Below are 20,400 nucleotides of genomic sequence, written 5' to 3' on the forward strand. Positions count from 1 at the left end.
CATAAAAGACTGCCGAGAGTCAGGGGTATCAACATATCTGGCGTTGACTTTTGGCACGCTGTTGAGTTCTCAAGGAACGGACACTTCCTTCGTACTCACCCCGACCATTCAGCCGAGGCTTTCCTCCGGGCGTTTCCCTTCGGTGTTTCCAACCTTACCAGACGCTTTCCGTCCCGATTTCCGGTCCGTATTTCATCCAGTGGCCGTTGGAGAGCCATACCTATTCAGTCGCCTTCCGGCTCCCTTTCGGTGTCCCTCACGTTAGCGGAATTCCCTCCGGACTCATAATCGAGTCCCTTCGGCAGATTTCGGCATGCGAAAGCTGCACCCGGTGAAGGGGATGTGCCTAGTGAGTGGGTTCGCCGCTCCCGGTGGTCGGCTGACTGCCGGACCGGTTCAAGCGGCTCGGAGTACATTACGGGGCCCCGAAGGTCGGGTCAAGTTCGGCGTTTACGCGGGGCGTGTGCGCGGTAGGGGCTGACGGTCGGGTCCCCGTCGATCCAGAACCGCCAGGGGTGCACCCCGCCTTCGCCCGCCACCCCGGTCCGGGGCCCCGTACGTACCAGGTCGGAGGGTGTGGGCGTACCCGCGAGGACGGACAGCGGCGCCTCGGTGGAGGCGCAGACATCGGCGCCGTCGAGCAGGCGGTCGACATCGAGGGCGGTGGCGAGCCGGGCGGGGCCTTTGGCCAGTTCCTTGTCGTTGCGGGCCGAGAGTCGCCGTCCCCGGGCGGCTTCGGTCCCGCTGAGGATCTCCCCGGCGCGCAGCAGCACCCCGCCGGCCACGCCCTCCTCGCCGCAGACCAGGTTGAGGCAGTGCCACATGCCGTAGGTGAAGTAGACGTACGCGTGTCCGGGCGGGCCGAACATCACCGCGTTCCTGGCGGTCCGGCCGCGGAAGGCGTGGGAGCCGGGGTCGATCTCCCCCGCGTAGGCCTCGACCTCGGTGAGGCGGAGCTCGATCGTGCCCTCCGGTGCGGTGCGGACGAGGGTCCGCCCGAGCAGGTCGGGGGCGACCTCCAGGACGGGGCGGTCGAAGAAGTCACGGCTGAGGGGCGTACGGTCGGGGGCCACGATCATGGCGCCCAAGCCTAACCCCGCCTCCGCGGCGGCCCTCGGGGCACGGAACCGGGGCCCGGTGGAGCGGAACCGCCCGGGCCCGTATCGCGTTCTAGGGTTTCGAGGATTGAGTCGTCACCACAGGCTGGGCCTGGGGAGGAGAAACATGGGGTTCAAGAAGCTGCTGGCGAGTCTGGGTGCCGGCGGGGCCTCGGTCGAGACGGTGCTGACCGAGGCGAACGTGGTGCCCGGCGGTGTGGTCCAGGGCGAGGTGCGGATCCAGGGCGGCTCGGTCAGCCAGGAGATCGAGGGGCTGTCGGTCGGCCTGCAGGCGCGGGTCGAGGTCGAGGGCAACGACCAGGAGTACAAGCAGGACATCGAGTTCACCAAGGTGCGGCTCGGCGGGGCCTTCACGCTGGCCGAGAACGCGGTGCACGCGGTGCCGTTCGCCCTGGAGATCCCCTGGGAGACGCCGATCACCAGCATCGACGGGCAGCAGCTGCGCGGCATGAACATCGGGGTGAGCACGGAGCTGGAGATCGCCCGCGCCGTGGACTCCACCGACCTGGACCCGGTGGACGTCCACCCGCTGCCCGCCCAGCAGGCCATCCTGGACGCCTTCATCCAGCTCGGTTTCCGCTTCAAGAGCGCGGACATGGAGCGCGGGCACATCCGCGGCACCCGGCAGAAGCTGCCCTTCTACCAGGAGATCGAGTTCTTCCCGCCGCAGCAGTACCGCGGGCTGAACCAGGTCGAGCTGAGCTTCGTCGCCGACGACCGGGAGATGGACGTCGTCCTGGAGATGGACAAGAAGCCGGGTCTGTTCAGCGAGAGCAGCGACACCTTCCGCTCCTTCAAGGTGGGGCTGAACGACTACCAGGCGACCGACTGGTCCGCCTATCTGAACCAGTGGCTCTCCGAGGTCGGCAGCCGCCGCAACTGGCTCTGACCTCACCGCGGTCCACCGCCTGAGCCCCGGCCCACGGCACGCAGCGAGTCCTGTGCCGTGGGCCGAGCGCTGTCCGGACTCCCGTACGACCGGCTCCCGTACGACCGCCTGCCGCGGGCACGGCGGGCGCGCGACCCTCTAGGCTCGGCCCGCAGAGTGTTTGCCGATCAGTGAGGTGCGAGAAGTGACCGAGCTCAACAGGCCGCCCCTTCCCCATGACTTCCACCCCGAGGTGCCCGCGTTCACCGTGGTGAGCGACGATCTGGCACCGGGTGGCACGCTCAAGGACGATCAGGTCTACGCGGCCGGGAACACCTCGCCGCATCTGCGCTGGGAGGGGTTCCCGGCGGAGACCAGGAGCTTCGCGGTGACCTGCTTCGACCCGGACGCGCCGACCGGCAGCGGCTTCTGGCACTGGACCGTCTTCGACATCCCGGTCTCGGTGACGGAGCTGCCGGTGGGCGCGGGCACCGGCTCCTTCGCGGGCCTGCCCGAGGGCGCCGTACAGGTGCGCAACGACTACGGCACCCACGACTTCGGGGGTGCCGCCCCGCCCGCGGGCGACCCGGCGCACCGCTATGTCTTCACCGTGTACGCGGTGGACCAGGAGAAGCTGGGTCCCGACGCCACGGGCTCGCCCGCCTTCGTCGGCTTCAACCTCCGCTTCCACACCCTCGCCCGGGCGCAGCTGCTCGGCGCGTACGCGGCGCCCGCCGGCGGCTGAGCCGTCATCGCACCGTTGCCCGTCCCCAGTCTTGAATCCGACCGGGGGCGGGCATTCTTCTGGCACCGGGACCGCCGCGCTGCCCGGAGGCCCGGATATTGCGTTGTCCATCCCGGCGTCCCCGGCCAGAGTTGATCCCGGCCCGCTCACCGATCGGGGGGACGGGCCTGTGCACACGGGAGGTGGGCGGGATGCGTGACACGCTGGTGCTGAATGCGAGCTTCGAGCCGTTGTCGACGGTGACGTTGAACCGGGCCGTCGTTCTGGTGCTCCAGGACAAGGCCGTGGTGGAGCAGGCCCACCCCGCCCTCCGTATGCGCGGCGCGGCCGTCGATCTGCCGGTGCCGCGGGTGATCCGGCTGTGCCGGTACGTACGGGTGCCCTTCCGAAGACAGGCTCCGTGGTCGCGGCGGGGTGTGCTGGTGCGTGACCGGCACCGGTGCGCGTACTGCGGGCGGCGGGCGACCACCGTCGACCACGTGGTGCCGCGTTCGCTGGGCGGCGCGGACGCCTGGCTGAACACGGTGGCCTCCTGCGCGGAGGACAACCACCGCAAGGCGAACCGGACTCCGGAGCAGGCGGGCATGCCGCTGCTGCGCCAGCCCTTCGAGCCGACTCCGGCGGACGCCATGCTGCTGACGCTGGCGCAGGACGACCTGGAGTCGCTGCCGGGCTGGCTGTCCAAGTCGGCGGCCTGAGGGGCCTGTCGGGCACCGGAGAGTGCGGATACGGGAAGGCGCCCGTCCCCTGAGGGGGCGGGCGCCTTCCCGTGTACGCGGTCGCGGGCCTCGGTGGAGAGCTCCGGATCGGCCGTGCCTCAGTCGATCGACGGCTTCTCCATGCGGTCCGAGCCGCTCGGGGACGGGGACGGGACGCTGGGCGAACCGCCGCCCATGGGGCCGAAGTTGCCGATGGCGCCGGAGAGGCCCTTGAGGGCGTCGCCGATCTCGCTGGGCACGATCCAGAGCTTGTTGGCGTCGCCCTCGGCGATCTTCGGGAGCATCTGGAGGTACTGGTAGGAGAGCAGCTTCTGGTCCGGGTCACCGGCGTGGATGGACTCGAAGACCGTACGGATGGCCTGGGCCTCGCCCTCCGCGCGCAGGGCGGCGGCCTTGGCCTCACCCTCGGCGCGCAGGATGGCCGACTGCTTCTCACCCTCGGCGCGCAGGATCTCGGACTGCCGGACACCTTCGGCCTGGAGGATCGCGGCGCGCTTGTCGCGGTCGGCGCGCATCTGCTTCTCCATCGAGTCCTGGATGGAGGTGGGCGGCTCGATCGCCTTCAGCTCGACGCGGTTGACGCGGATGCCCCACTTGCCGGTGGCCTCGTCGAGGACGCCGCGCAGGGCCGCGTTGATCTCCTCACGGGAGGTCAGGGTGCGCTCCAGGTCCATGCCGCCGATGATGTTCCGCAGCGTGGTGACGGTGAGCTGCTCGATGGCCTGGATGTAGCTGGCGACCTCGTAGGTCGCGGCGCGGGCGTCGGTGACCTGGTAGTAGATGACCGTGTCGATGTTGACGACCAGGTTGTCCTGGGTGATCACCGGCTGGGGCGGGAAGGGGACGACCTGTTCTCGCAGGTCGATCCGGTTGCGGATCGAGTCGATGAACGGGACGACGATGTTGAGTCCCGCGTTGAGGGTGCGGGTGTAGCGCCCGAAGCGTTCGACGATCGCGGCGCTGGCCTGCGGGATGACCTGGATCGTCTTGATCAGGGCGATGAAGACCAGCACCACCAGAATGATCAGGACGATGATGATCGGTTCCATCGTGGATGCCCGTACCCTTCGTGCCTAGAGGTTCGCGGAAGACCGTCCGTACGGACCGTGCGGACCGTACCGAAGATCTTGCTGGTCGAGTCTGTCAGAGAGCAACTCGGCTTGCCCGGTGTTCCGTTCACGTCCCGTCACATGACGATGGCGGTCGCGCCCTCGATGTCCACGACGTCGACTTCCTCACCGGCCTCGTAAGTCTGCCCCGAATCGAGCGAGCGGGCGGACCAGACCTCGCCGGACAGCTTGATCCGGCCACCGTGGCGGTCGACGCGCTCCAGGACGATGGCCTGTTTTCCCTTCAACGCCTCGACGCCGCTGGTGTGTTCGGGCTGCCGTCGGCGGCTGCGCGCGGCCAGCGGTCTGACCAGCGCGATCAGCGCCACCGAGACGACCACGAAGACCAGGACCTGCGCCACGGCTCCGCCGCCGGCCCCGGCCGTGATCGCGGCGGCCACGGCGCCGACGGAGAACATCCCGAACTCCGGCATCGCGGTGATCACCAGCGGGATACCGAGCGCCGCCGCACCTATGAGCCACCACACCCACGCGTCTATGTCCACCGGTTCATGGTAGGTCGACCGGTTGCTCCCGCGACAGGGTGCGATCAACTTCCGTATACGGCGGTGGACTTGGCGGAGCCTCAGCTCATCGGCAGGCCGCGGGCGGTCCAGCGGTCGCCGGACTGCTCGACGAGGAGCGGCAGTCCGAAGCACAACGACAGGTTGCGCGAGGTGAGTTCGAGTTCCAGGGGGCCCGCGGCCAGCACCTTGCCCTGACGGATCATCAGGACGTGGGTGAAGCCGGGGGCGATCTCCTCGACATGGTGGGTCACCATGATCATGGAGGGGGCGAGCGGGTCGCGGGCGAGGCGGCCGAGGCGGCGTACGAGGTCCTCGCGGCCGCCGAGGTCGAGTCCGGCGGCGGGCTCGTCGAGCAGCAGCAGCTCGGGGTCGGTCATCAGGGCGCGGGCGATCAGGGTGCGCTTGCGCTCGCCCTCGGAGAGGGTGCCGAAGCGGCGGTCGAGGTACTCGCTCATGCCGAGCCGGTCGAGGAAGGCGCGGGCGCGCTGCTCGTCGACGTCCTCGTAGGACTCCTGCCAGCTCGCGGTCATGCCGTAGGCGGCGGTGAGGACGGTCTGCAGCACGGTCTGGCGCTTGGGCAGCTTCTCGGCGAGGGCGATGCCCGCCATGCCGATGCGCGGGCGCAGCTCGAAGACGTCGACCTTGCCGAGCCGGTCGCCGAGGATGCTCACGCCGCCGCTGCTCGGGAAGAGGTAGCTGGAGGCGATGTTGAGGAGGGTGGTCTTGCCCGCGCCGTTGGGTCCGAGGATGATCCAGCGCTCGCCCTCCTTGACCGACCAGGAGACCTGGTCCACCAGAGCACGGCCCTCGCGGACCACGGAAACGTCCTCCAGCTCCAGTACATCGCTCATGAGCGCGTTGTCTCCCATTGCAGTCTCGTCCTCGCGTCCGCCTGTGTGCACGCGTTCCCCAGGGAAAACCTACGCCACCCGCGCCGGGGCCCGGTCCCCGAGGTCGCCCCGGGGTGCGGACGGTGGCGCCTCGGGCGGGCCCGCGGGGCCCGTAGGCTGAGGGGCATGTTCTTCGAACCACGCTCCGGCCGGCTCGCCGCGTGGGGCAACGCGCTCCTCGCCGGCCTGGTCTCGCCCGACGACGCGGTGGCGGCCGTGGTCGCCGAGGACGCGGTGCACCGGGTGGCGGGGCTGCCCGGGGAGAGCGGCCAGGTCGGCCTGACGCTGGCGCTCGGGCGGCTGCGGGCACTCGGGGTGCGCGGGCTGCGGGTGGCGCTGCCCGCGCCGGGGCATCCGCTCGGCCTCAGCGGGCCGCCCGAGTTCAACGCCCGTGCCCTGGAGGCGGAGGAGGCCGTGGTCTGCCACGGCACCGCGCTCGGTCTGGTGCCCGATGTGTACGAGGCCGGGCCGGTGGAGGGCCTGTCCACCGAGGTGGTCTGGCACTGCCTGGAGGTCAGGCAGGCGCCGCCCGCCGATGTGCCCTCCCTCGGCGAGGCCGAACGCGAGCTGGCCCAGGCGCTCAGGGAGGCCACCGAGACCCTGGCGCGGCTGGACGTGGCGGGCTCGGGGCCGGTGGCCGAGGCGGCCGTCGACGCCTACCGGGCGCGCGCCGAGCGCGGCCGGGAGCTGCTCGCGCCGGGTTATCCGCCGCGTGCGGTACGGGTGTTGGAGCTGGCCCAGCGGGTGGCGCTGCTGATCGACATGGCCGAGGAGCACGGCCCCGGCGCCGCCGTCAGCGCCTCCGCGATGGACGCGCGGTCGCGGGCGCTGCGGCCGGTGGAGCGCACGGCGCGCCGGGCCCAGGTCGCGGCGTACAACGCGTATGTGGAGGAGAGCGAGCGCGGCGTCCGCTGAGGTGGGGCGGGGGTCGTGCGCCCGTGTCCGTTCCGGCGGGGACCGGCCGGGCGGGCTCAGCCGGTGACGCCGTGGCGGACCGCCCACAGGGCGGCCTGGGTGCGGTCGGCGAGGTCCAGTTTCATCAGGATGTTGGAGACGTGCGTCTTGACGGTCTTCTCGGAGAGGACCAGGGCGCGGGCGATCTCCCGGTTGGAGCGGCCGTCCGCGATCAGCGAGAGCACCTCGCGCTCGCGCTCGGTCAGGGCCCCGGCCCGGCCGCTCGTCCCGCCGCCCGGCTCGTCCTCGGAGAGCAGCGCCCCGGCGACCTCGGGCTGGAGCAGTACGTGCCCGGCGTGCACGGAGCGGATCGCCCCGGCCAGCGCCTCGGGGTCGACGTCCTTGTAGACGTATCCGGCGGCGCCCGCGCGCAGGGCGGGGACGACGGTGCGCTGCTCGGTGAAGCTGGTGACGATCAGCACCCGGGCGGGGTTGGCGAGTTCGCGCAGCCGGCGCAGGGCGGCGACGCCGTCCATGCCGGGCATCTTCACGTCCATCAGGACCACGTCGGGGCGCAGCCGCTCGGTCTGGTCCACCCCCTCCTCGCCGTCCGAGGCCTCCCCCACCACCTCGATGTCGTCCTGGACCTCCAGGAAGGTGCGCAGGCCCCGGCGTACGACCTGGTGGTCGTCGACGAGGAGCACGCGGATCCGGCGGTCGTCCGGGGTGCGCCGGGCGGGCTCGCGACGGGGGTCCGGTCCTCGGGCCGGGGGCGGCGTGGTCTCAGTGTGCTCAGCCACCGGGGACCTCCATGTCGATCGTGGTGCCCTCGCCGGGCGTGGAGTGGACGGTGAGCCTGCCGCCGACCCCGCGGGCCCGGTCGCGCATGGAGACCAGTCCGAGGTGGCGTCCGGCACGGCGTACGGCCCGGGGGTCGAAGCCCTTGCCGTCGTCGGTGACCCGCAGGGCGGTGCCCGCGCCGCGGCGTCTGAGGGTGACGTCGACGCGGGTGGCCCCGGAGTGCCGCAGGGCGTTGTGCAGGGCTTCCTGGGCCACCCGGAGCATGGCCTCCTCCTGGGCGGCGGGCAGCGCGCGGACGCCGGTGCCGTCGAAGGTGACCTCGGCGCTGTGCGCGCGGTCCAGGACGCGGATCTGGGTGCGCAGGGTGGCGACGAGGCCGTCCTCGTCGAGGGCCGCGGGGCGCAACTCCACGACGGCGGCGCGCAGTTCGTCGGCGGCCTCGGCGGCGAGCGCGGCCACCTGCTGGAGTTCGCCCTTGGCGCGGGAGGGGTCGCGGTCGACCAGGGCGGCGGCGGCCTGCGCGGTCAGGCGCAGCGAGAAGAGCTTCTGGCTCACCGCGTCGTGCAGGTCGTGGGCGAGCCGGGAGCGCTCCTCGACGATGGTCAGCTCGCGGCTGCGTTCGTAGAGGCGGGCGTTGGTCAGGGCGATGGCGGCGTGCTGGGCGAGGATCGCGAGGAGTTCCTCGTCGTCCTCGGTGAAGCCGCAGTCGGCGTCCGGCGCGGGGCCCTTCTTCTTGTTGGCGAGGAAGAGGGCGCCGATGATCTCCTCGCCGTCCTTGATGGGCAGCCCGAGGAAGTCGCTCATGTCGGGGTGCGCGGCGGGCCAGCCGCCGAAGCGGGGGTCCTTGCGCACATCGTCGAGCCGCTCGCGCCGGGCGTCCCTGAGCATCGCCGCGAGCACCCCGTGCTGGCGCGGCAGCGGGCCGATGGCGCGCCACTGCTCGTCGCTGACCCCGTCCACCACGAACTGGGCGAAGCCGCCGTGGTCGTCGGGGACGCCGAGGGCCGCGTACTCGGCGTCGAGCAGCTCCCTGGCCGAGGCCGTGATCGTCTTGAGGACGTCGCGGACCTCCAGGTGGCGGCTCATGGCGAGCAGCGCGGAGCTGACCGCGGACAGGCCCGAGCGGGGGGCGTTGCTCATGGCCTCACCGTACCGGCGCCCGGTGACCGTGCGTATCGGACGTGTGGCGGCCAGGGCCTGCGACCTGCGGCCTAGGCCTCCGGCCCCGGGAAGGACCCCGGCGGCGCCGTGGAAGGGGGCGGGTCACCGGGGTCGCCGGACAGCCGTGGGCCCGGGACGAGCCCCATCCCGCGATTTCGGGAGAAAAGGGACGGAAGGTGTCCTGCGGCATCCCGGAATTCCCTCACGGAGCGAATTGCCACCGCAACAAGGAGCGAGAATCGCCGTTCCCGCCTGTGACGCCCGGCATAGGATCCAGGTCACGTACGAAGTCGGCTAGTGGAGACAAAAAGGACCGTAAAGCGGCCCCCATGCCCGTTCAAAAGGGACACCTCGGACCCCTGATCCACTAAGGCGGTTCGTACGTCACGCCTTTGCCACAAATTTTTGCGACCGCTAAGAATTACCCCGTCGCTCGGCGCTGCGGCTGTCTACCCGCGGCGTTGGTGCCGGAAACACCTGTCCCCCGCCGGACCGAGAGCGACCTCCGCTATTCGAAGAGGTCACTACTGCCATGCGCAAGAACATGACGATTCCCGGTCTACGCAAGCCGCTCACCCGGACCCACCAGAAGTACGGGGTCGCCGGAGTCGCCGCCCTCGGCGCGGCCGCCCTCGCCCTCTCGCTGGCCCCGAACGACTCCGGGGCCGAGACCGAGGACGTGTCCGCCGCCCCGGTGGCCGTCACCAGCGCCACCGGCGAGCGGCAGATCAAGGATGTGCACGCCGGCATCACCGACCAGCTGGCGCAGGCCGACCAGCGGGCCAAGGACGCCGAGGCCAAGCTGAAGGCCGAGCAGGCGGCGAAGGCGAAGAAGGCCGCCGCGGCGAAGGCGAAGGCCGACGCCGAGGCCAAGGCCGAGGCGAAGAAGAAGGCCGAGGCGAAGGCGAAGGCCGACCGCGAGGCGAAGCCCGCCGCCAACCGCTCGGTCGCGCGCAAGCCGGTCTACGCGAACAACCTGGACGGCTGGATCCGCGAGGCCCTCGCGGTCATGAAGGAGAAGGGGATCCCCGGCTCCTACGAGGGCATCCACCGCAACATCATCCGCGAGTCCGCCGGTGACCCCCAGGCCATCAACAACTGGGACATCAACGCCATCAACGGCGTCCCCTCCAAGGGCCTGCTCCAGGTGATCCCGCCGACCTTCCAGACGTACCACGTCGAGGGCACCTCCTGGGACATCTACGACCCGGTCGCCAACATCACCGCCGCCTGCAACTACGCGGCCGACCGGTACGGCTCGATGGACAACGTGAACAGCGCCTACTGAGCCCGGCCGCCGAGGCGGTACACGCATACGCCTCAGGGCGGCACCCCGTGCGGGGTGCCGCCCTGAGGCGCGTGGCGTGCGGGCGGATAGCGGCCCGTACCGGCTAGTTGCGCATGACCTCGGGCTCGTGGCGGCGCAGCAGGCGCTGCACGGCGAAGCCGCAGGCGAGGGCGATGACCACCATGGCCAGCATGTTGATGGTCCACTGCCCGGCCGAGGCCTCCCACAGCGGGTCGAGGTTGTCCTTGTCGCTGAGGTCCCAGGGCGTCATCACATGCGAGAGGTCCAGGGTGCTGCCCGCCGCGGCGAGCGCCCAGCGGGAGGGCATCAGCCAGGCCAGCTGCTCCAGGCCGAGCTTGCCGTAGATCTGGAAGAGCGTGCCGGTGAAGACGAGCTGGACGATCGCGAACATCACCAGCAGCGGCATGGTCTTCTCGGCGGTCTTCACCAGGGCGGAGATCACCAGGCCGAACATCATCGAGGTGAAGCCGATGGCGATGATCGCCAGGCAGAGCTCGGCGGCCGGCGGCAACAGCAGGCCCTCCTCGGGCAGCTCGCGCACCGAGAAGCCGATCGCGCAGATGATCACGCCCTGGAAGGCGGTGATCACCCCGAGCACGATCACCTTGGACATCAGATAGGCCGAGCGGGACAGGCCGACGGCGCGTTCGCGCTCGTAGATGACCCGTTCCTTGATGAGTTCGCGGACCGAGTTGGCCGCTCCCGAGAAGCACATGCCGACCACCAGGATCATCATGATCATGCCGGCACTGCTGTTGTACGTGTCCTTGTCGCCCTTGGTCGGATCCGGCTTGACCAGGCCGTAGTCCGAGGGGATCACCACGCTGACCACGCCGAGGACCACCGGCAGCACCACCATCAGGCCGATGAAGCCGGGGTCGGAGGCGATGACCGAGACATAGCGGCGCACCAGGGTCCACAGCTGGGAGCCCCAGGTCTGCTGCTTCTGGGTCCTGACCTGCTGGGGCTGGATGTAGGCGGGCTGCGGGGGCGCGACCGCGTCGATGTCCGCGGCGTACATCCGGTAGTGCTGCGAACCGCGCCAGCGGCCGGACCAGTCGTAGTCGCGGTAGTTCTCGAAGGCGGAGAAGACGTCGGCCCAGGTGTCGTAGCCGAAGAAGTTGAGCGCCTCCTCGGGCGGGCCGAAGTAGGCGACGGAGCCGCCGGGCGCCATGACCAGGAGTTTGTCGCAGATCGCCAGCTCGGCCACCGAGTGGGTGACGACCAGGACGGTGCGGCCGTCGTCGGCGAGGCCGCGGAGCAGCTGCATGACGTCGCGGTCCATGCCCGGGTCGAGGCCCGAGGTCGGCTCGTCCAGGAAGATCAGGGAGGGCTTGGTCAGCAGCTCCAGGGCGACCGAGACGCGCTTGCGCTGGCCGCCGGAGAGGGCGGTGACCTTCTTCTCCTTGTGGATGTCGAGCTTCAGCTCGCCGAGCACCTCGTCGATCCGGGCCTCGCGCTCGGCCTCGGCGGTGTCGCCGGGGAAGCGGAGCTTGGCCGCGTACCGCAGCGCCTTCTGGACGGTCAGCTCCTTGTGCAGGATGTCGTCCTGCGGGACCAGGCCGATGCGCTGGCGCAGTTCGGCGAACTGCTTGTAGAGGTTGCGGTTGTCGTAGAGGACCTCGCCCTGGTTGGCGGGGCGGTAGCCGGTGAGCGCCTTGAGCAGGGTCGACTTCCCGGACCCGGACGGGCCGATGACCGCGACCAGGGACTTCTCGGGTACGCCGAAGGAGACGTCCTTGAGGATCTGCTTGCCGCCGTCGACCGTGACGGTCAGATGGCGGGCCGAGAAGGAGACCTCACCGGTGTCGACGACCTCTTCGAGCTGCCCGCCGACCAGGCGGAAGGTCGAGTGGCCGACGCCGACGACGTCGTTCGGGCCGAGCAGGGCGGTGCTCGACTTCGCCATCGGCTGGCCGTTGATGTACGTGCCGTTGTGGGAGCCGAGGTCGCGGATCTCGAAGCGGCCGTCCGGCGTCGCCGTGAACTCGGCGTGCAGGCGCGAGACCTGGAGGTCGGAGACGACCAGCTCGTTCTCCAGGGCACGGCCGATGCGCATCTTGCGGCCGAGGGCGAGCTGGTGGAACGTCGTCGGGCTGCCCTGCGCGGGCGGCCCGCCCTCCGGCCGGCCGGCGCCCTGACCGGGGCCCTGCTGCTGCGGGACCTGCGGCTGCGCGTGCTGCTGCGGAACCGGGGCCTGCTGCTGGTGCTGCGGCTGCTGCCAGCCCTGCTGCTGCGGGGGTTGCTGGTGCTGCTGCTGCTGCCAGCCTCCCTGCTGCGGCTGCTGCTGGGGCGGGGCCTGCTGCGGCGCCTGCTGGGCCCAGCCCCCGGCCTGCTGCTGGTAGGCCTGCTGCGGCTGCGGCTGCTGCTGGGCCTGCTGCGGCGCGGCGGCCCCCGTGGTCAGGCGCGGGCCGTCGTTGGCGTTGCCGAGGTTCACCACGCTGCCGGGGCCGAGCTCCCACTGCTGCACGCGCTGGCCCTGCACGAAGGTGCCATTGGTGCTGCCGTGGTCCTCCAGGACCCAACTGCGCCCGTTGAAGCTGATCGTGGCGTGCCGCCACGAGACCCGCGCGTCGTCCAGCGCGATGTCACCCTGCGGATCGCGGCCGAGGGTGTACGGCCTGGACGGGTCGAGCGTCCAGGTCCTTCCGTTCAATTCCAGTACGAGTTCCGGCACTCCAGCCCCACTGATTTGTCCCCCGTGATGCCCCCGTCACGGGGAGCCAGGGTTGGCGAACATCGTGGGGAACTATTTCAGGCTCCGGCCCCTGACCGAAAGCCGGGCCTTGTGAAGACTGCGCACGAAGGTGTCGCGGTTTGACCTCGGCCAGTGCAAAACCACCCCGGTCGGTGGTAAGCGTCCCCACCGACGGGCGAATTGCCGCTACTTCGGACAAGAGGCGCGAATAGGCGGCAGTTGACGCGCGTCCACCGCTGTCCTTTTCTCCGTGGCCGGTACATCCGGGCGCTTTCGAGGGCCCGGAAGGGCTGGTCGATCGTGACGAGGTCGTGACGTGCGGGGCGCGGCGGGAACGGCGGGCGCGCGCCGGGCGGCGTGAGCGGCCTCGCGCTCGGCCGCGCTCCGGCTGTTCGGTGAGTGGGGTGCCGGCCGCGTCCGCAAGGCGGGCTCCGGCCATGATCGGGCCGCCCCGGCCCCTCACGGGCGGTACCGGTGACCGGCGCTGTCCGGTCCTCGGACCGCCGCCGCGCGCCGTCCCGGGCGGCGGATACGGTGGGAACACCATGAGCGCTTCGCAGAATCCCGACGCCCCCACGCTTCTCGTCAAGATCTTCGGCAAGGACCAGCCGGGGCTCACGGCGGGACTGTTCGAGACCCTCGCCGCCTACTCCGTGGACGTGATCGACCTGGAGCAGGTCGTCACCCGGGGCCGGATGGTCCTGTGCGCCCTGGTCACCCAGCCGCCCACCGGGGCCGAGGGCGATCTGCGGGCCACCGTGCACCACTGGGCGGAGACCCGCCGGGTCCAGGCCGAGATCATCTCCGGCACCGGCGACAACCGCCCGCGCGGCCTCGGGCGCTCCCATGTCACCGTCCTCGGGCACCCGCTGACCGCGAAGTCCACCGCCGCCATAACGGCACGCATCAGCGAGAGCGGCGCCAATATCGACCGTATCTTCCGCCTCGCCAAGTACCCGGTGACCGCGGTGGAGTTCGCGGTCTCCGGCACCGACACAGCCTCCCTGCGCAGCACCCTCGCCCCGGAGGCCGCCGCGCTCGGCGTGGACGTGGCCGTGGTCTCGGCGGGGCTGCACCGCAGGGCGCAGCGCCTGGTGGTGATGGACGTCGACTCCACCCTCATCCAGGACGAGGTGATCGAGCTCTTCGCCGCGCACGCGGGCTGCGAGGACAAGGTCGCCGAGGTGACCGCCGCGGCCATGCGCGGCGAGCTGGACTTCGCGGAGTCGCTGCACGCCCGGGTCGCGCTGCTCGCGGGCCTGGACGCCTCGGTGGTGGACGAGGTGCGCAGCGCGGTGCGGCTCACCCCGGGGGCGCGCACCCTGATCCGTACGCTGAAGCTGCTCGGCTACCAGGTGGGCGTCGTCTCGGGCGGATTCACCCAGGTCACCGACGCGCTCCAGGAACGCCTCGGCCTCGACTTCGCGCAGGCCAACACCCTGGAGATCGTCGACGGCAAGCTCACCGGGCGGGTCACCGGGGAGATCGTGGACCGGGCGGGCAAGGCGCGGCTGCTGCGGCGCTTCGCCGAGCAGGCCGGGGTGCCGCTCTCGCAGACGGTGGCGATCGGCGACGGCGCCAACGACCTGGACATGCTGAACGCCGCCGGGCTCGGGGTCGCCTTCAACGCCAAGCCGGTGGTCCGCGAGGCCGCCCACACCGCGGTGAACGTCCCCTTCCTGGACACCGTGCTCTATCTCCTCGGGGTCACCCGCGAGGAGGTCGAGGCGGCCGACGCCCACGCCGACTGAGCGGGGCGGGCCGGCCGGGCGGGGCTCGGCAGCCGGTGCGCCCGGCAGCTACGGGCACCCCGCCCTCGTAAGGATCCGGTACGCGAGCGGGCCCGGCGCCGCCTGCGCGGTGCCGGGCCCGTGGGTGTTCCGGGCGGGTTGCGGGAGGGGTCACTCGCCGCCGGGCGCCCAGTAGTCGACGAGGGTGCCGACGCCGGGTTCGAGGGACTTCCAGGGGCCGGTGAAGGTGAGCACGGCGTAGGCGGCGGTCGGGAAGCCGCGGGCGGCCATCCGGCTCGCGGCCTCCGGCTCGGACTCCCCGGCGAGGATCTCGGCGAGGGCCTGCACACCCGGGTTGTGGCCGACGAGGGCGAGGGTGCGCACCTCGTCGGGGGTCTCTTCGAGCAGGGCGATCAGCTGCCCCGGGGAGGCCTCGTAGACCCGCTCCTCGTAGACCGTCTTCGGGCGGGTGGGCAGTTCGGGGACCATGAGCTTGAAGGTTTCGCGGGTCCGGGTCGCCGTGGAGCAGACGACCAGGTCGGGGACGATGTCCGCGTCGGCCAGTTTCCGGCCGGTGACGGGGGCGTCCTTGCGGCCTCGCTCGGCGAGCGGGCGTTCGTGGTCGGAGACCTGGGGCCAGTCGGCCTTGGCATGCCGGACAAGAACAATCCTGCGGGATTCGGCGTCGCTCATGCACTCCAGCTTCGCACGAAACGCGCCACCGGGCGCTGGGAGTTGAGCGGCGGCGCCCACCGGGACCTGCCGGGGCGGCGGATCAGGCGCCGCGGCTGGCGACGGCCTCCTGGAGGCGTTCGAGGAGCTGGGTCAGGGCGGTGCTGCCGCCCGCGGCGTGCGCCTCGGCCGGGTTCAGGAGCAGGAGCAGCAGGGCGCCGAAGGCGACGGCGGGCAGCGCGACGGACCACCAGGGCAGCTGGATCTCGATACGGTCCTGTCCCTGGTCCCGTGCCGGGGTGTGCGCGGACATGACGCCTCCGTGGTCTTCGCTCCTGGTGCGCCGCGTCCTCGCGGGCACTCTTCGAAGCTACGGAATCCCGGGGCGGCGTCCCATCCGGTGACCCACCCACTCCACCCTGACCTGGCCCCCCTAGGGGACGGGGGGTTAACCCCACCATGGGGGCGGGGAGTTCGGCCTCCGGGGCCGGGGCGGGCGGGCCGCGTCCGGTGCCGGGATCAGGGCGAGGCGAGGGTGGCGATGATGCCGATGACCACGGTGATGCCGATCATGGCGCCGAAGACGAGCAGCAGCTTCTTCTGGCCGTTCGGGGGATGAGGTTCGAGCACTGGCATACCGGCAGTGTCCCACCCCCGGCCGGTGCGCGGGCCCTGGGGTCGGGATCCCGCGCACCCGGCGCCCGGCGCCGCGTCAGGCCCGGGCGCGCGCGGCCTCGTCCTCGATGACCCGGGGGCGGCCCGCGAGCACCCCGACCGCGATCTGCGGCAGCATCAGCGCGCCCATCAGCGCCAGCGGCAGGGACCAGCCGCCGGTGTGCTGGTAGAGCACGCCGACGAGGAGCGGGCCGGGCAGGGAGATCAGATAGCCGGTGCTCTGCGCGAAGGAGGACAGCTCCGCGACCCCGGCGCTGGTGCGCGCCCGCATGCCGATCATGGTCAGGGCCAGCGGGAAGGCGCAGTTGGAGGCGCCGAGCAGCACCGCCCAGAGCCAGGCACCGCCCGCGGGGGCCGCCCACAGCCCCAGGTATCCGGTGAGCCCGCACAGGCCGAGGGCGACCACGATCGGGCCCTGGTGCGGCAGCCGGGAGGCCAGGCGCGGGATGACGAAGGCCAGCGGCACCCCCATCACCATGGTGACGGCGAGCAGCAGTCCGGCCCGGCCCGCGGGGACCCCGGCGTCCCGGAAGATCTGCGCCATCCAGCCCATGGTCACGTAGGCGCCGGTGGCCTGGAGCCCGAAGAAGAGGGCCAGCGCCCAGGCGGTACGGCTGCGGAGCAGACCGAGGCTCTTGCCCGCGGCGGGGGCCTCGGCCGCCCCGGGCGCGGGGGCGGGCGCGGCCCCGGTGTCCGCGGGGTCGGCGAGGCCCTCGGCCTCCGCACCCGGGGCCGCGTCCCGCCGGAGCCGGGCCAGTGGCAGCCAGGCGACGAGGGCGAGGGCGGGGAGGGCGGCCCAGGTGGCGAGGCCGCGCTGCCAGTCGCCGCCGAGCGCCTCGGTGAGCGGGACGGTGGCGGCGGCCGCGGAGGCGGTGCCGAAGGCGAGGGCCATCGAGTACAGGCCGGTCATCGAGCCGACCCGCTCGGGGAACCAGTGCTTGACGATCACCGGCATCAGCACATTGCTGACCGCGATGCCCATCAGGGCGAGCGCGGTGGCGGCGAGGAAGCCGGGGGTGCCGCCCGCGTAGGGGCGGATGAGCAGGCCCGCGGCGATCGCGGCCATGCCCGCGCAGACCACGACAGAGGGGCCGAAGCGCCGGGCCAGCCGGGGCGCCATGATCCCGAAGACGGCGAAGCAGAGCGAGGGCAGCGAGGTGAGCAGCCCGGCGACGGTGCCGCTCATGCCGAGCCCGTCGCGGACCTCTTCGAGCAGGGCGCCGAAGCTGGTGATGGCGGGCCTCAGGTTCAGCGCGGCCAGCACGATGCCGGCCATGACCACCCGCGGCAGCCGGCCGGGCAGGCCCGTGCCGTCCGCTCGCGGGGCGGGCCCGGGGGTGCGGGAGCGGGGTGTCCGGGACTCGGCGGTCGCGTGGTCGGGTGCCATGTCGCCCATCATAGAATCATGGGATGATTGGTTGTCCAGGCATTTACAGTGAGTTCACACACGTACGAAACGTCCGTGCGGCACACTGTCCGCCACGCCGACCGCCCGAAGGACCGACATGCCTCTGAGCCACCCCCGCCGTTCGGCTCTGGCCGACCAGGTGATCGCCGAGCTGCGCCAGCAGATCTCCTCCGGTGAATGGCCCGTGGGCTCCCGCATCCCCACCGAGAGCGAGCTGGTCGAGCAGCTGGGGGTCGCCCGCAACACGGTCCGGGAGGCGGTCCGCGCCCTCGCGCACAACGGCCTGCTCGCCATCCGCCAGGGCTCGGGCACCTATGTCCTCGCCACCAGCGAGCTGGCCGGGGTGATGCACCGCAGGTTCGCCCAGACCGATCCGCGGCACATCGCGGAGCTGCGGGCCACCCTGGAGTCCGGGGCGGCCGGGCTCGCCGCCGAGCGCCGCACCGAGCGGGACCTGGACCAGCTGGAGTCGCTGCTCGGGCGCCGGGACGCGGCCTGGGAGGCCCGCGACCTGGAGGCCTTCGTCACCGCCGACGCCAGCTTCCACCTCGCGGTGGTGGCCGCCTCGCACAACGAGGCGCTGAGCGCGATGTACGCCGACCTCGGCGAGGTGCTGCGCGCCTGGCTGCGCGAGGACGTGGGCGAGGACCTGGCGCCGGAGGCCCTGATGAGCCACCGCCCGCTGGTCGAGGCGATCCGAGACGGCGACTCGGTCACCGCCGCCGCCGAGGCCGCCCACTACCCCCTGCAGTGCCGCAGCACCGTCGCCGCCCTCGGCCTCCCGGCGGCCGGCGTCACGGGCTGAACCCGGCGGCCCCGTACCTCCGCTCAGCGCTGGTGGCCGACCCAGGCCGCGCGGACCTCCTTCCAGCAGCGCCCGTCGAGCCGCACCGTCCGCGCGGGCCCCGCGGCCACCGCTGCCCCGTCGCTGTCCACGTCCCACCAGCGCGCGCACTCCAGATGCAGCCGCAGCCGGTCGGTCTCGGGGTACGGGTTGTGGCAGTCGGCGACGGTGTGCGGGCCCTCGGTGCGCAGCCGGCACTCGGCGCCGAAGGGCGCCTCGGCCCGGGCGGCGGGGCGGGGGTCGAGCCGGGGCACGGTGTCGCCCGGCAGCGCGAGCAGCAGGGCGAGTCCGGCGAGGACGGCGGCGGTGGCCTCGGTGTGTCTGCCGCGGGGCGTCCTGCCCGGCGGGGGCGGGTTCGGGCCCACAAGGGAACCTCCTCGGCCGTACTGCGGCAGGACGCTCGGCGCCGCCGCGGCTGCACCACAAGGGGAAACCGCTCGGAAGATCCGTGTCCCCAGCCTGCGCCGGACGGCCGCCCGCCGCCGCCCCGCCTGGCCCGAACGGGCGACGCCCCGCCCGGGCCGCGCAGGGCGGCCGGGCGGGGCGTCGGAGGGTGCCTGGGTTCAGGCGCCGATCATGTGCACGCCGCCGTCGACGTGCACGATCTCGCCGGTGGTCTTCGGGAAGAAGTCCGAGAGCAGCGCGACCACACCGAGGCCCGCGGGCTCCGGGTCGGCCATGTCCCACTCCAGCGGGGAGCGGGTGTTCCAGACGTCCGCCAGCTCGCTGAAGCCGGGGATCGACTTCGCGGCCATCGAGCCGATCGGGCCCGCCGAGACCAGGTTGCAGCGGATGTTCTGCTTGCCCAGATCCCGGGCGAGGTAGCGGCTGGTGGCCTCCAGGGCCGCCTTCGCCGGGCCCATCCAGTCGTACTGCGGCCAGGCGAACTGCGCGTCGAAGGTCAGGCCGACCACCGCGCCGCCCTGGTCCATCAGCGGCAGGCAGGCCATGGTCAGCGACTTCAGCGAGTACGCCGAGACGTGCATGGCGGTGGCCACCGACTCGAAGGGGGTGTTCAGGAAGTTGCCGCCGAGCGCGTCCTGCGGGGCGAAGCCGATGGAGTGCACGACGCCGTCGAGGCCGCCGAGCTTCTCGCGCACGATGCCCTCGACCCGGGCGAGGTGCTCGTCGTCGGTGACGTCCAGCTCGATGACCTCGACCGGCTTCGGGAGCTTCTTGGCGATGCGCTGGGTCAGGGTGGGCCGCGGGAAGGCGGTCAGGATGATCTCGGCGCCCTGCTCCTGAGCGACCTTGGCCGTGTGGAAGGCGATGGAGGACTCCATCAGCACTCCGGTGATGAGGATGCGCTTTCCGGCGAGGATTCCGCTCATGGCGTTCAGTGACCCATGCCCAATCCGCCGTCAACGGGGATGACGGCTCCAGTGATGTACGAGGCGTCGTCGGAGGCGAGGAACCGCACCACGGCGGCGACCTCGGCGACCGTGGCGTACCGGCCCAGCGGCACCTGCGAGACGATCGACTCGCGCTGCTCGTCGGTGAGCGCGGCCGTCATGTCGGTGTCCACGAAGCCCGGGGCGACGACGTTGAAGGTGAGGTTGCGGGAGCCGAGTTCACGGGCGAGGGAGCGCGCGAAGCCGACCAGACCCGCCTTGGACGCGGCGTAGTTGGCCTGCCCCGGCGAGCCGAGCAGTCCGACGACGGAGGAGATGAGGACCACGCGGCCCTTCTTGGCGCGCAGCATGCCGCGGTTGGCGCGCTTGACCACCCGGAAGGTGCCGGTGAGGTTGGTGTCCACCACGGAGGTGAAGTCCTCCTCGGACATCCGCATCAGCAACTGGTCCTTGGTGACACCGGCGTTGGCGACCAGGACCTCGACGGGACCGTGCGCGGTCTCGATCTCCTTGTAGGCCTGCTCCACCTGTTCCGCGTCGGTGATGTCGCACTTGACGGCGAGGAAGCCGGCCGGCGGCTCACCGGAGCGGTACGTGATGGCGACCTTGTCGCCGGCGTCCGCGAAGGCGCGGGCGATGGCGAGGCCGATGCCCCGGTTTCCTCCGGTGACGAGAACCGAGCGGCTCAACGGATCACCCTTTCCCTAGCGGTCTGGTACCCGAAACCTATCGGTTGGCCCGCAGGTCGAGGCAATCGGCCACCCGACAGTGGCTGCTCGGCCGCGCTGTCGGATCCCTACAGAAACCCCGCGGCCGCCGCCCGGCGAAAGAGGTGGTCAGCGGGGGCCGGGCACGACATGATCGGTTGCGGACTCCTCGG

21 protein-coding genes are annotated in these 20,400 nt (G+C 71.7%); 7 read left to right on the forward strand and 14 right to left on the reverse strand.

Annotated features, from left to right (window positions below; translation table 11 throughout):
• Positions 1-437: 437 nt before the first annotated feature.
• Positions 438-1,079: a DNA-3-methyladenine glycosylase gene (locus HFV08_RS07830; RefSeq protein ID WP_168537239.1), complete on the reverse strand. Its 642-nt coding sequence runs from the start codon at positions 1,077-1,079 to the stop codon at positions 438-440.
• 145 nt (positions 1,080-1,224) lie between these two features.
• Here HFV08_RS07830 and HFV08_RS07835 point away from each other — a divergent pair, with 145 nt between their 5' ends.
• From HFV08_RS07835 to HFV08_RS07845, 3 genes are all read left to right on the forward strand, one after another.
• Complete coding sequence (locus HFV08_RS07835) at positions 1,225-2,007, forward strand: sporulation protein (protein ID WP_168537241.1); 783 nt, start codon at positions 1,225-1,227, stop codon at positions 2,005-2,007.
• 184 nt (positions 2,008-2,191) lie between these two features.
• Complete coding sequence (locus HFV08_RS07840) at positions 2,192-2,731, forward strand: YbhB/YbcL family Raf kinase inhibitor-like protein (protein WP_168537243.1); 540 nt, start codon at positions 2,192-2,194, stop codon at positions 2,729-2,731.
• Between the two features lie 191 nt (positions 2,732-2,922).
• Complete coding sequence (locus HFV08_RS07845) at positions 2,923-3,429, forward strand: HNH endonuclease (RefSeq protein WP_168537245.1); 507 nt, start codon at positions 2,923-2,925, stop codon at positions 3,427-3,429.
• 119 nt (positions 3,430-3,548) lie between these two features.
• On the opposite strand, the gene HFV08_RS07850 is transcribed toward HFV08_RS07845, so the two are convergent.
• The 3 genes from HFV08_RS07850 to HFV08_RS07860 form a co-directional block, all read right to left on the reverse strand.
• Positions 3,549-4,499, reverse strand: a complete 951-nt coding sequence (locus HFV08_RS07850) for an SPFH domain-containing protein (RefSeq protein ID WP_168537247.1) — start codon at positions 4,497-4,499, stop codon at positions 3,549-3,551.
• Positions 4,500-4,636: 137 nt separating this feature from the next.
• On the reverse strand, positions 4,637-5,065 hold the full coding sequence (locus tag HFV08_RS07855) for an NfeD family protein (RefSeq protein WP_312885471.1): 429 nt from the start codon (positions 5,063-5,065) through the stop codon (positions 4,637-4,639).
• A gap of 80 nt (positions 5,066-5,145) precedes the next feature.
• The gene (locus HFV08_RS07860) at positions 5,146-5,937 is read right to left on the reverse strand and encodes an ABC transporter ATP-binding protein (RefSeq protein WP_040258395.1); all 792 of its coding nucleotides are present in this window, start codon (positions 5,935-5,937) and stop codon (positions 5,146-5,148) included.
• A 165-nt stretch (positions 5,938-6,102) separates the two neighbouring features.
• On the opposite strand from HFV08_RS07860, the gene HFV08_RS07865 reads away from it, so the two are divergent.
• Entirely contained in the window at positions 6,103-6,891 is a 789-nt protein-coding gene (locus HFV08_RS07865) for an Rv1486c family protein (protein WP_168537249.1), read from the forward strand.
• Between the two features lie 56 nt (positions 6,892-6,947).
• On the opposite strand, the gene HFV08_RS07870 is transcribed toward HFV08_RS07865, so the two are convergent.
• On the reverse strand, positions 6,948-7,580 hold the full coding sequence (locus HFV08_RS07870; protein ID WP_040258394.1) for a response regulator: 633 nt from the start codon (positions 7,578-7,580) through the stop codon (positions 6,948-6,950).
• Between the two features lie 82 nt (positions 7,581-7,662).
• The gene (locus HFV08_RS07875; protein ID WP_168537251.1) at positions 7,663-8,811 is read right to left on the reverse strand and encodes a GAF domain-containing sensor histidine kinase; all 1,149 of its coding nucleotides are present in this window, start codon (positions 8,809-8,811) and stop codon (positions 7,663-7,665) included.
• A gap of 553 nt (positions 8,812-9,364) precedes the next feature.
• Between HFV08_RS07875 and HFV08_RS07880 the strand changes: the two genes are divergently transcribed.
• A complete protein-coding gene (locus tag HFV08_RS07880; RefSeq protein WP_168537256.1) occupies positions 9,365-10,120 on the forward strand; it encodes a transglycosylase SLT domain-containing protein in 756 nt (251 codons plus the stop codon).
• Between the two features lie 103 nt (positions 10,121-10,223).
• On the opposite strand, the gene HFV08_RS07885 is transcribed toward HFV08_RS07880, so the two are convergent.
• The gene (locus HFV08_RS07885) at positions 10,224-12,818 is read right to left on the reverse strand and encodes an ABC transporter ATP-binding protein/permease (protein WP_168537258.1); all 2,595 of its coding nucleotides are present in this window, start codon (positions 12,816-12,818) and stop codon (positions 10,224-10,226) included.
• A 566-nt stretch (positions 12,819-13,384) separates the two neighbouring features.
• Here HFV08_RS07885 and serB point away from each other — a divergent pair.
• Entirely contained in the window at positions 13,385-14,590 is a 1,206-nt protein-coding gene (gene serB, locus HFV08_RS07890; protein WP_168537260.1) for a phosphoserine phosphatase SerB, read from the forward strand.
• A 150-nt stretch (positions 14,591-14,740) separates the two neighbouring features.
• Here serB and HFV08_RS07895 read toward each other — a convergent pair whose 3' ends face one another.
• From HFV08_RS07895 to HFV08_RS07905, 4 genes are all read right to left on the reverse strand, one after another.
• Positions 14,741-15,262, reverse strand: coding sequence for a SixA phosphatase family protein (locus tag HFV08_RS07895; protein ID WP_168537262.1), 522 nt, complete (start codon positions 15,260-15,262; stop codon positions 14,741-14,743).
• Between the two features lie 82 nt (positions 15,263-15,344).
• On the reverse strand, positions 15,345-15,554 hold the full coding sequence (locus HFV08_RS07900) for a hypothetical protein (protein WP_168537264.1): 210 nt from the start codon (positions 15,552-15,554) through the stop codon (positions 15,345-15,347).
• 206 nt (positions 15,555-15,760) lie between these two features.
• Positions 15,761-15,877: an SGM_5486 family transporter-associated protein gene (locus HFV08_RS32080; protein WP_281373451.1), complete on the reverse strand. Its 117-nt coding sequence runs from the start codon at positions 15,875-15,877 to the stop codon at positions 15,761-15,763.
• 76 nt (positions 15,878-15,953) lie between these two features.
• Complete coding sequence (locus HFV08_RS07905; RefSeq protein ID WP_246341601.1) at positions 15,954-17,303, reverse strand: CynX/NimT family MFS transporter; 1,350 nt, start codon at positions 17,301-17,303, stop codon at positions 15,954-15,956.
• A gap of 118 nt (positions 17,304-17,421) precedes the next feature.
• On the opposite strand from HFV08_RS07905, the gene HFV08_RS07910 reads away from it, so the two are divergent.
• Complete coding sequence (locus tag HFV08_RS07910; RefSeq protein ID WP_168537268.1) at positions 17,422-18,129, forward strand: FadR/GntR family transcriptional regulator; 708 nt, start codon at positions 17,422-17,424, stop codon at positions 18,127-18,129.
• Positions 18,130-18,152: 23 nt separating this feature from the next.
• On the opposite strand, the gene HFV08_RS07915 is transcribed toward HFV08_RS07910, so the two are convergent.
• The 3 genes from HFV08_RS07915 to fabG all read right to left on the reverse strand — a co-directional run bounded on the left by HFV08_RS07915 (position 18,153) and on the right by fabG (position 20,209).
• Positions 18,153-18,533, reverse strand: a complete 381-nt coding sequence (locus HFV08_RS07915; protein ID WP_376770579.1) for a hypothetical protein — start codon at positions 18,531-18,533, stop codon at positions 18,153-18,155.
• Between the two features lie 198 nt (positions 18,534-18,731).
• On the reverse strand, positions 18,732-19,499 hold the full coding sequence (gene fabI, locus HFV08_RS07920) for an enoyl-ACP reductase FabI (RefSeq protein WP_040254748.1): 768 nt from the start codon (positions 19,497-19,499) through the stop codon (positions 18,732-18,734).
• A gap of 5 nt (positions 19,500-19,504) precedes the next feature.
• Positions 19,505-20,209 carry a 3-oxoacyl-[acyl-carrier-protein] reductase gene (gene fabG, locus HFV08_RS07925; RefSeq protein WP_040254745.1) on the reverse strand — a complete coding sequence of 235 codons (705 nt, stop codon included), beginning with the start codon at positions 20,207-20,209 and terminating at the stop codon, positions 19,505-19,507.
• Between the last annotated feature and the right edge of the window lie 191 nt (positions 20,210-20,400).

The organism is Streptomyces physcomitrii (genome assembly GCF_012273655.1).
Classification (GTDB): domain Bacteria; phylum Actinomycetota; class Actinomycetes; order Streptomycetales; family Streptomycetaceae; genus Streptomyces; species Streptomyces physcomitrii.

What these genes read in the sequence shown, in the direction of transcription:
- HFV08_RS07830 (WP_168537239.1), bottom strand. Translation starts at nt 1,079, where the DNA reads ATGATCGTGGCCCCCGACCGTACGCCCCTCAGCCGTGACTTCTTCGAC.
- HFV08_RS07835 (WP_168537241.1), top strand. Translation starts at nt 1,225, where the DNA reads ATGGGGTTCAAGAAGCTGCTGGCGAGTCTGGGTGCCGGCGGGGCCTCG.
- HFV08_RS07845 (WP_168537245.1), top strand. Translation starts at nt 2,923, where the DNA reads ATGCGTGACACGCTGGTGCTGAATGCGAGCTTCGAGCCGTTGTCGACG.
- HFV08_RS07850 (WP_168537247.1), bottom strand. Translation starts at nt 4,499, where the DNA reads ATGGAACCGATCATCATCGTCCTGATCATTCTGGTGGTGCTGGTCTTC.
- HFV08_RS07860 (WP_040258395.1), bottom strand. Translation starts at nt 5,937, where the DNA reads ATGAGCGATGTACTGGAGCTGGAGGACGTTTCCGTGGTCCGCGAGGGC.
- HFV08_RS07865 (WP_168537249.1), top strand. Translation starts at nt 6,103, where the DNA reads ATGTTCTTCGAACCACGCTCCGGCCGGCTCGCCGCGTGGGGCAACGCG.
- HFV08_RS07875 (WP_168537251.1), bottom strand. Translation starts at nt 8,811, where the DNA reads ATGAGCAACGCCCCCCGCTCGGGCCTGTCCGCGGTCAGCTCCGCGCTG.
- HFV08_RS07880 (WP_168537256.1), top strand. Translation starts at nt 9,365, where the DNA reads ATGCGCAAGAACATGACGATTCCCGGTCTACGCAAGCCGCTCACCCGG.
- serB (WP_168537260.1), top strand. Translation starts at nt 13,385, where the DNA reads ATGAGCGCTTCGCAGAATCCCGACGCCCCCACGCTTCTCGTCAAGATC.
- HFV08_RS07895 (WP_168537262.1), bottom strand. Translation starts at nt 15,262, where the DNA reads ATGAGCGACGCCGAATCCCGCAGGATTGTTCTTGTCCGGCATGCCAAG.
- HFV08_RS07900 (WP_168537264.1), bottom strand. Translation starts at nt 15,554, where the DNA reads ATGTCCGCGCACACCCCGGCACGGGACCAGGGACAGGACCGTATCGAG.
- HFV08_RS32080 (WP_281373451.1), bottom strand. Translation starts at nt 15,877, where the DNA reads ATGCCAGTGCTCGAACCTCATCCCCCGAACGGCCAGAAGAAGCTGCTG.
- HFV08_RS07905 (WP_246341601.1), bottom strand. Translation starts at nt 17,303, where the DNA reads ATGGCACCCGACCACGCGACCGCCGAGTCCCGGACACCCCGCTCCCGC.
- HFV08_RS07910 (WP_168537268.1), top strand. Translation starts at nt 17,422, where the DNA reads ATGCCTCTGAGCCACCCCCGCCGTTCGGCTCTGGCCGACCAGGTGATC.
- fabI (WP_040254748.1), bottom strand. Translation starts at nt 19,499, where the DNA reads ATGAGCGGAATCCTCGCCGGAAAGCGCATCCTCATCACCGGAGTGCTG.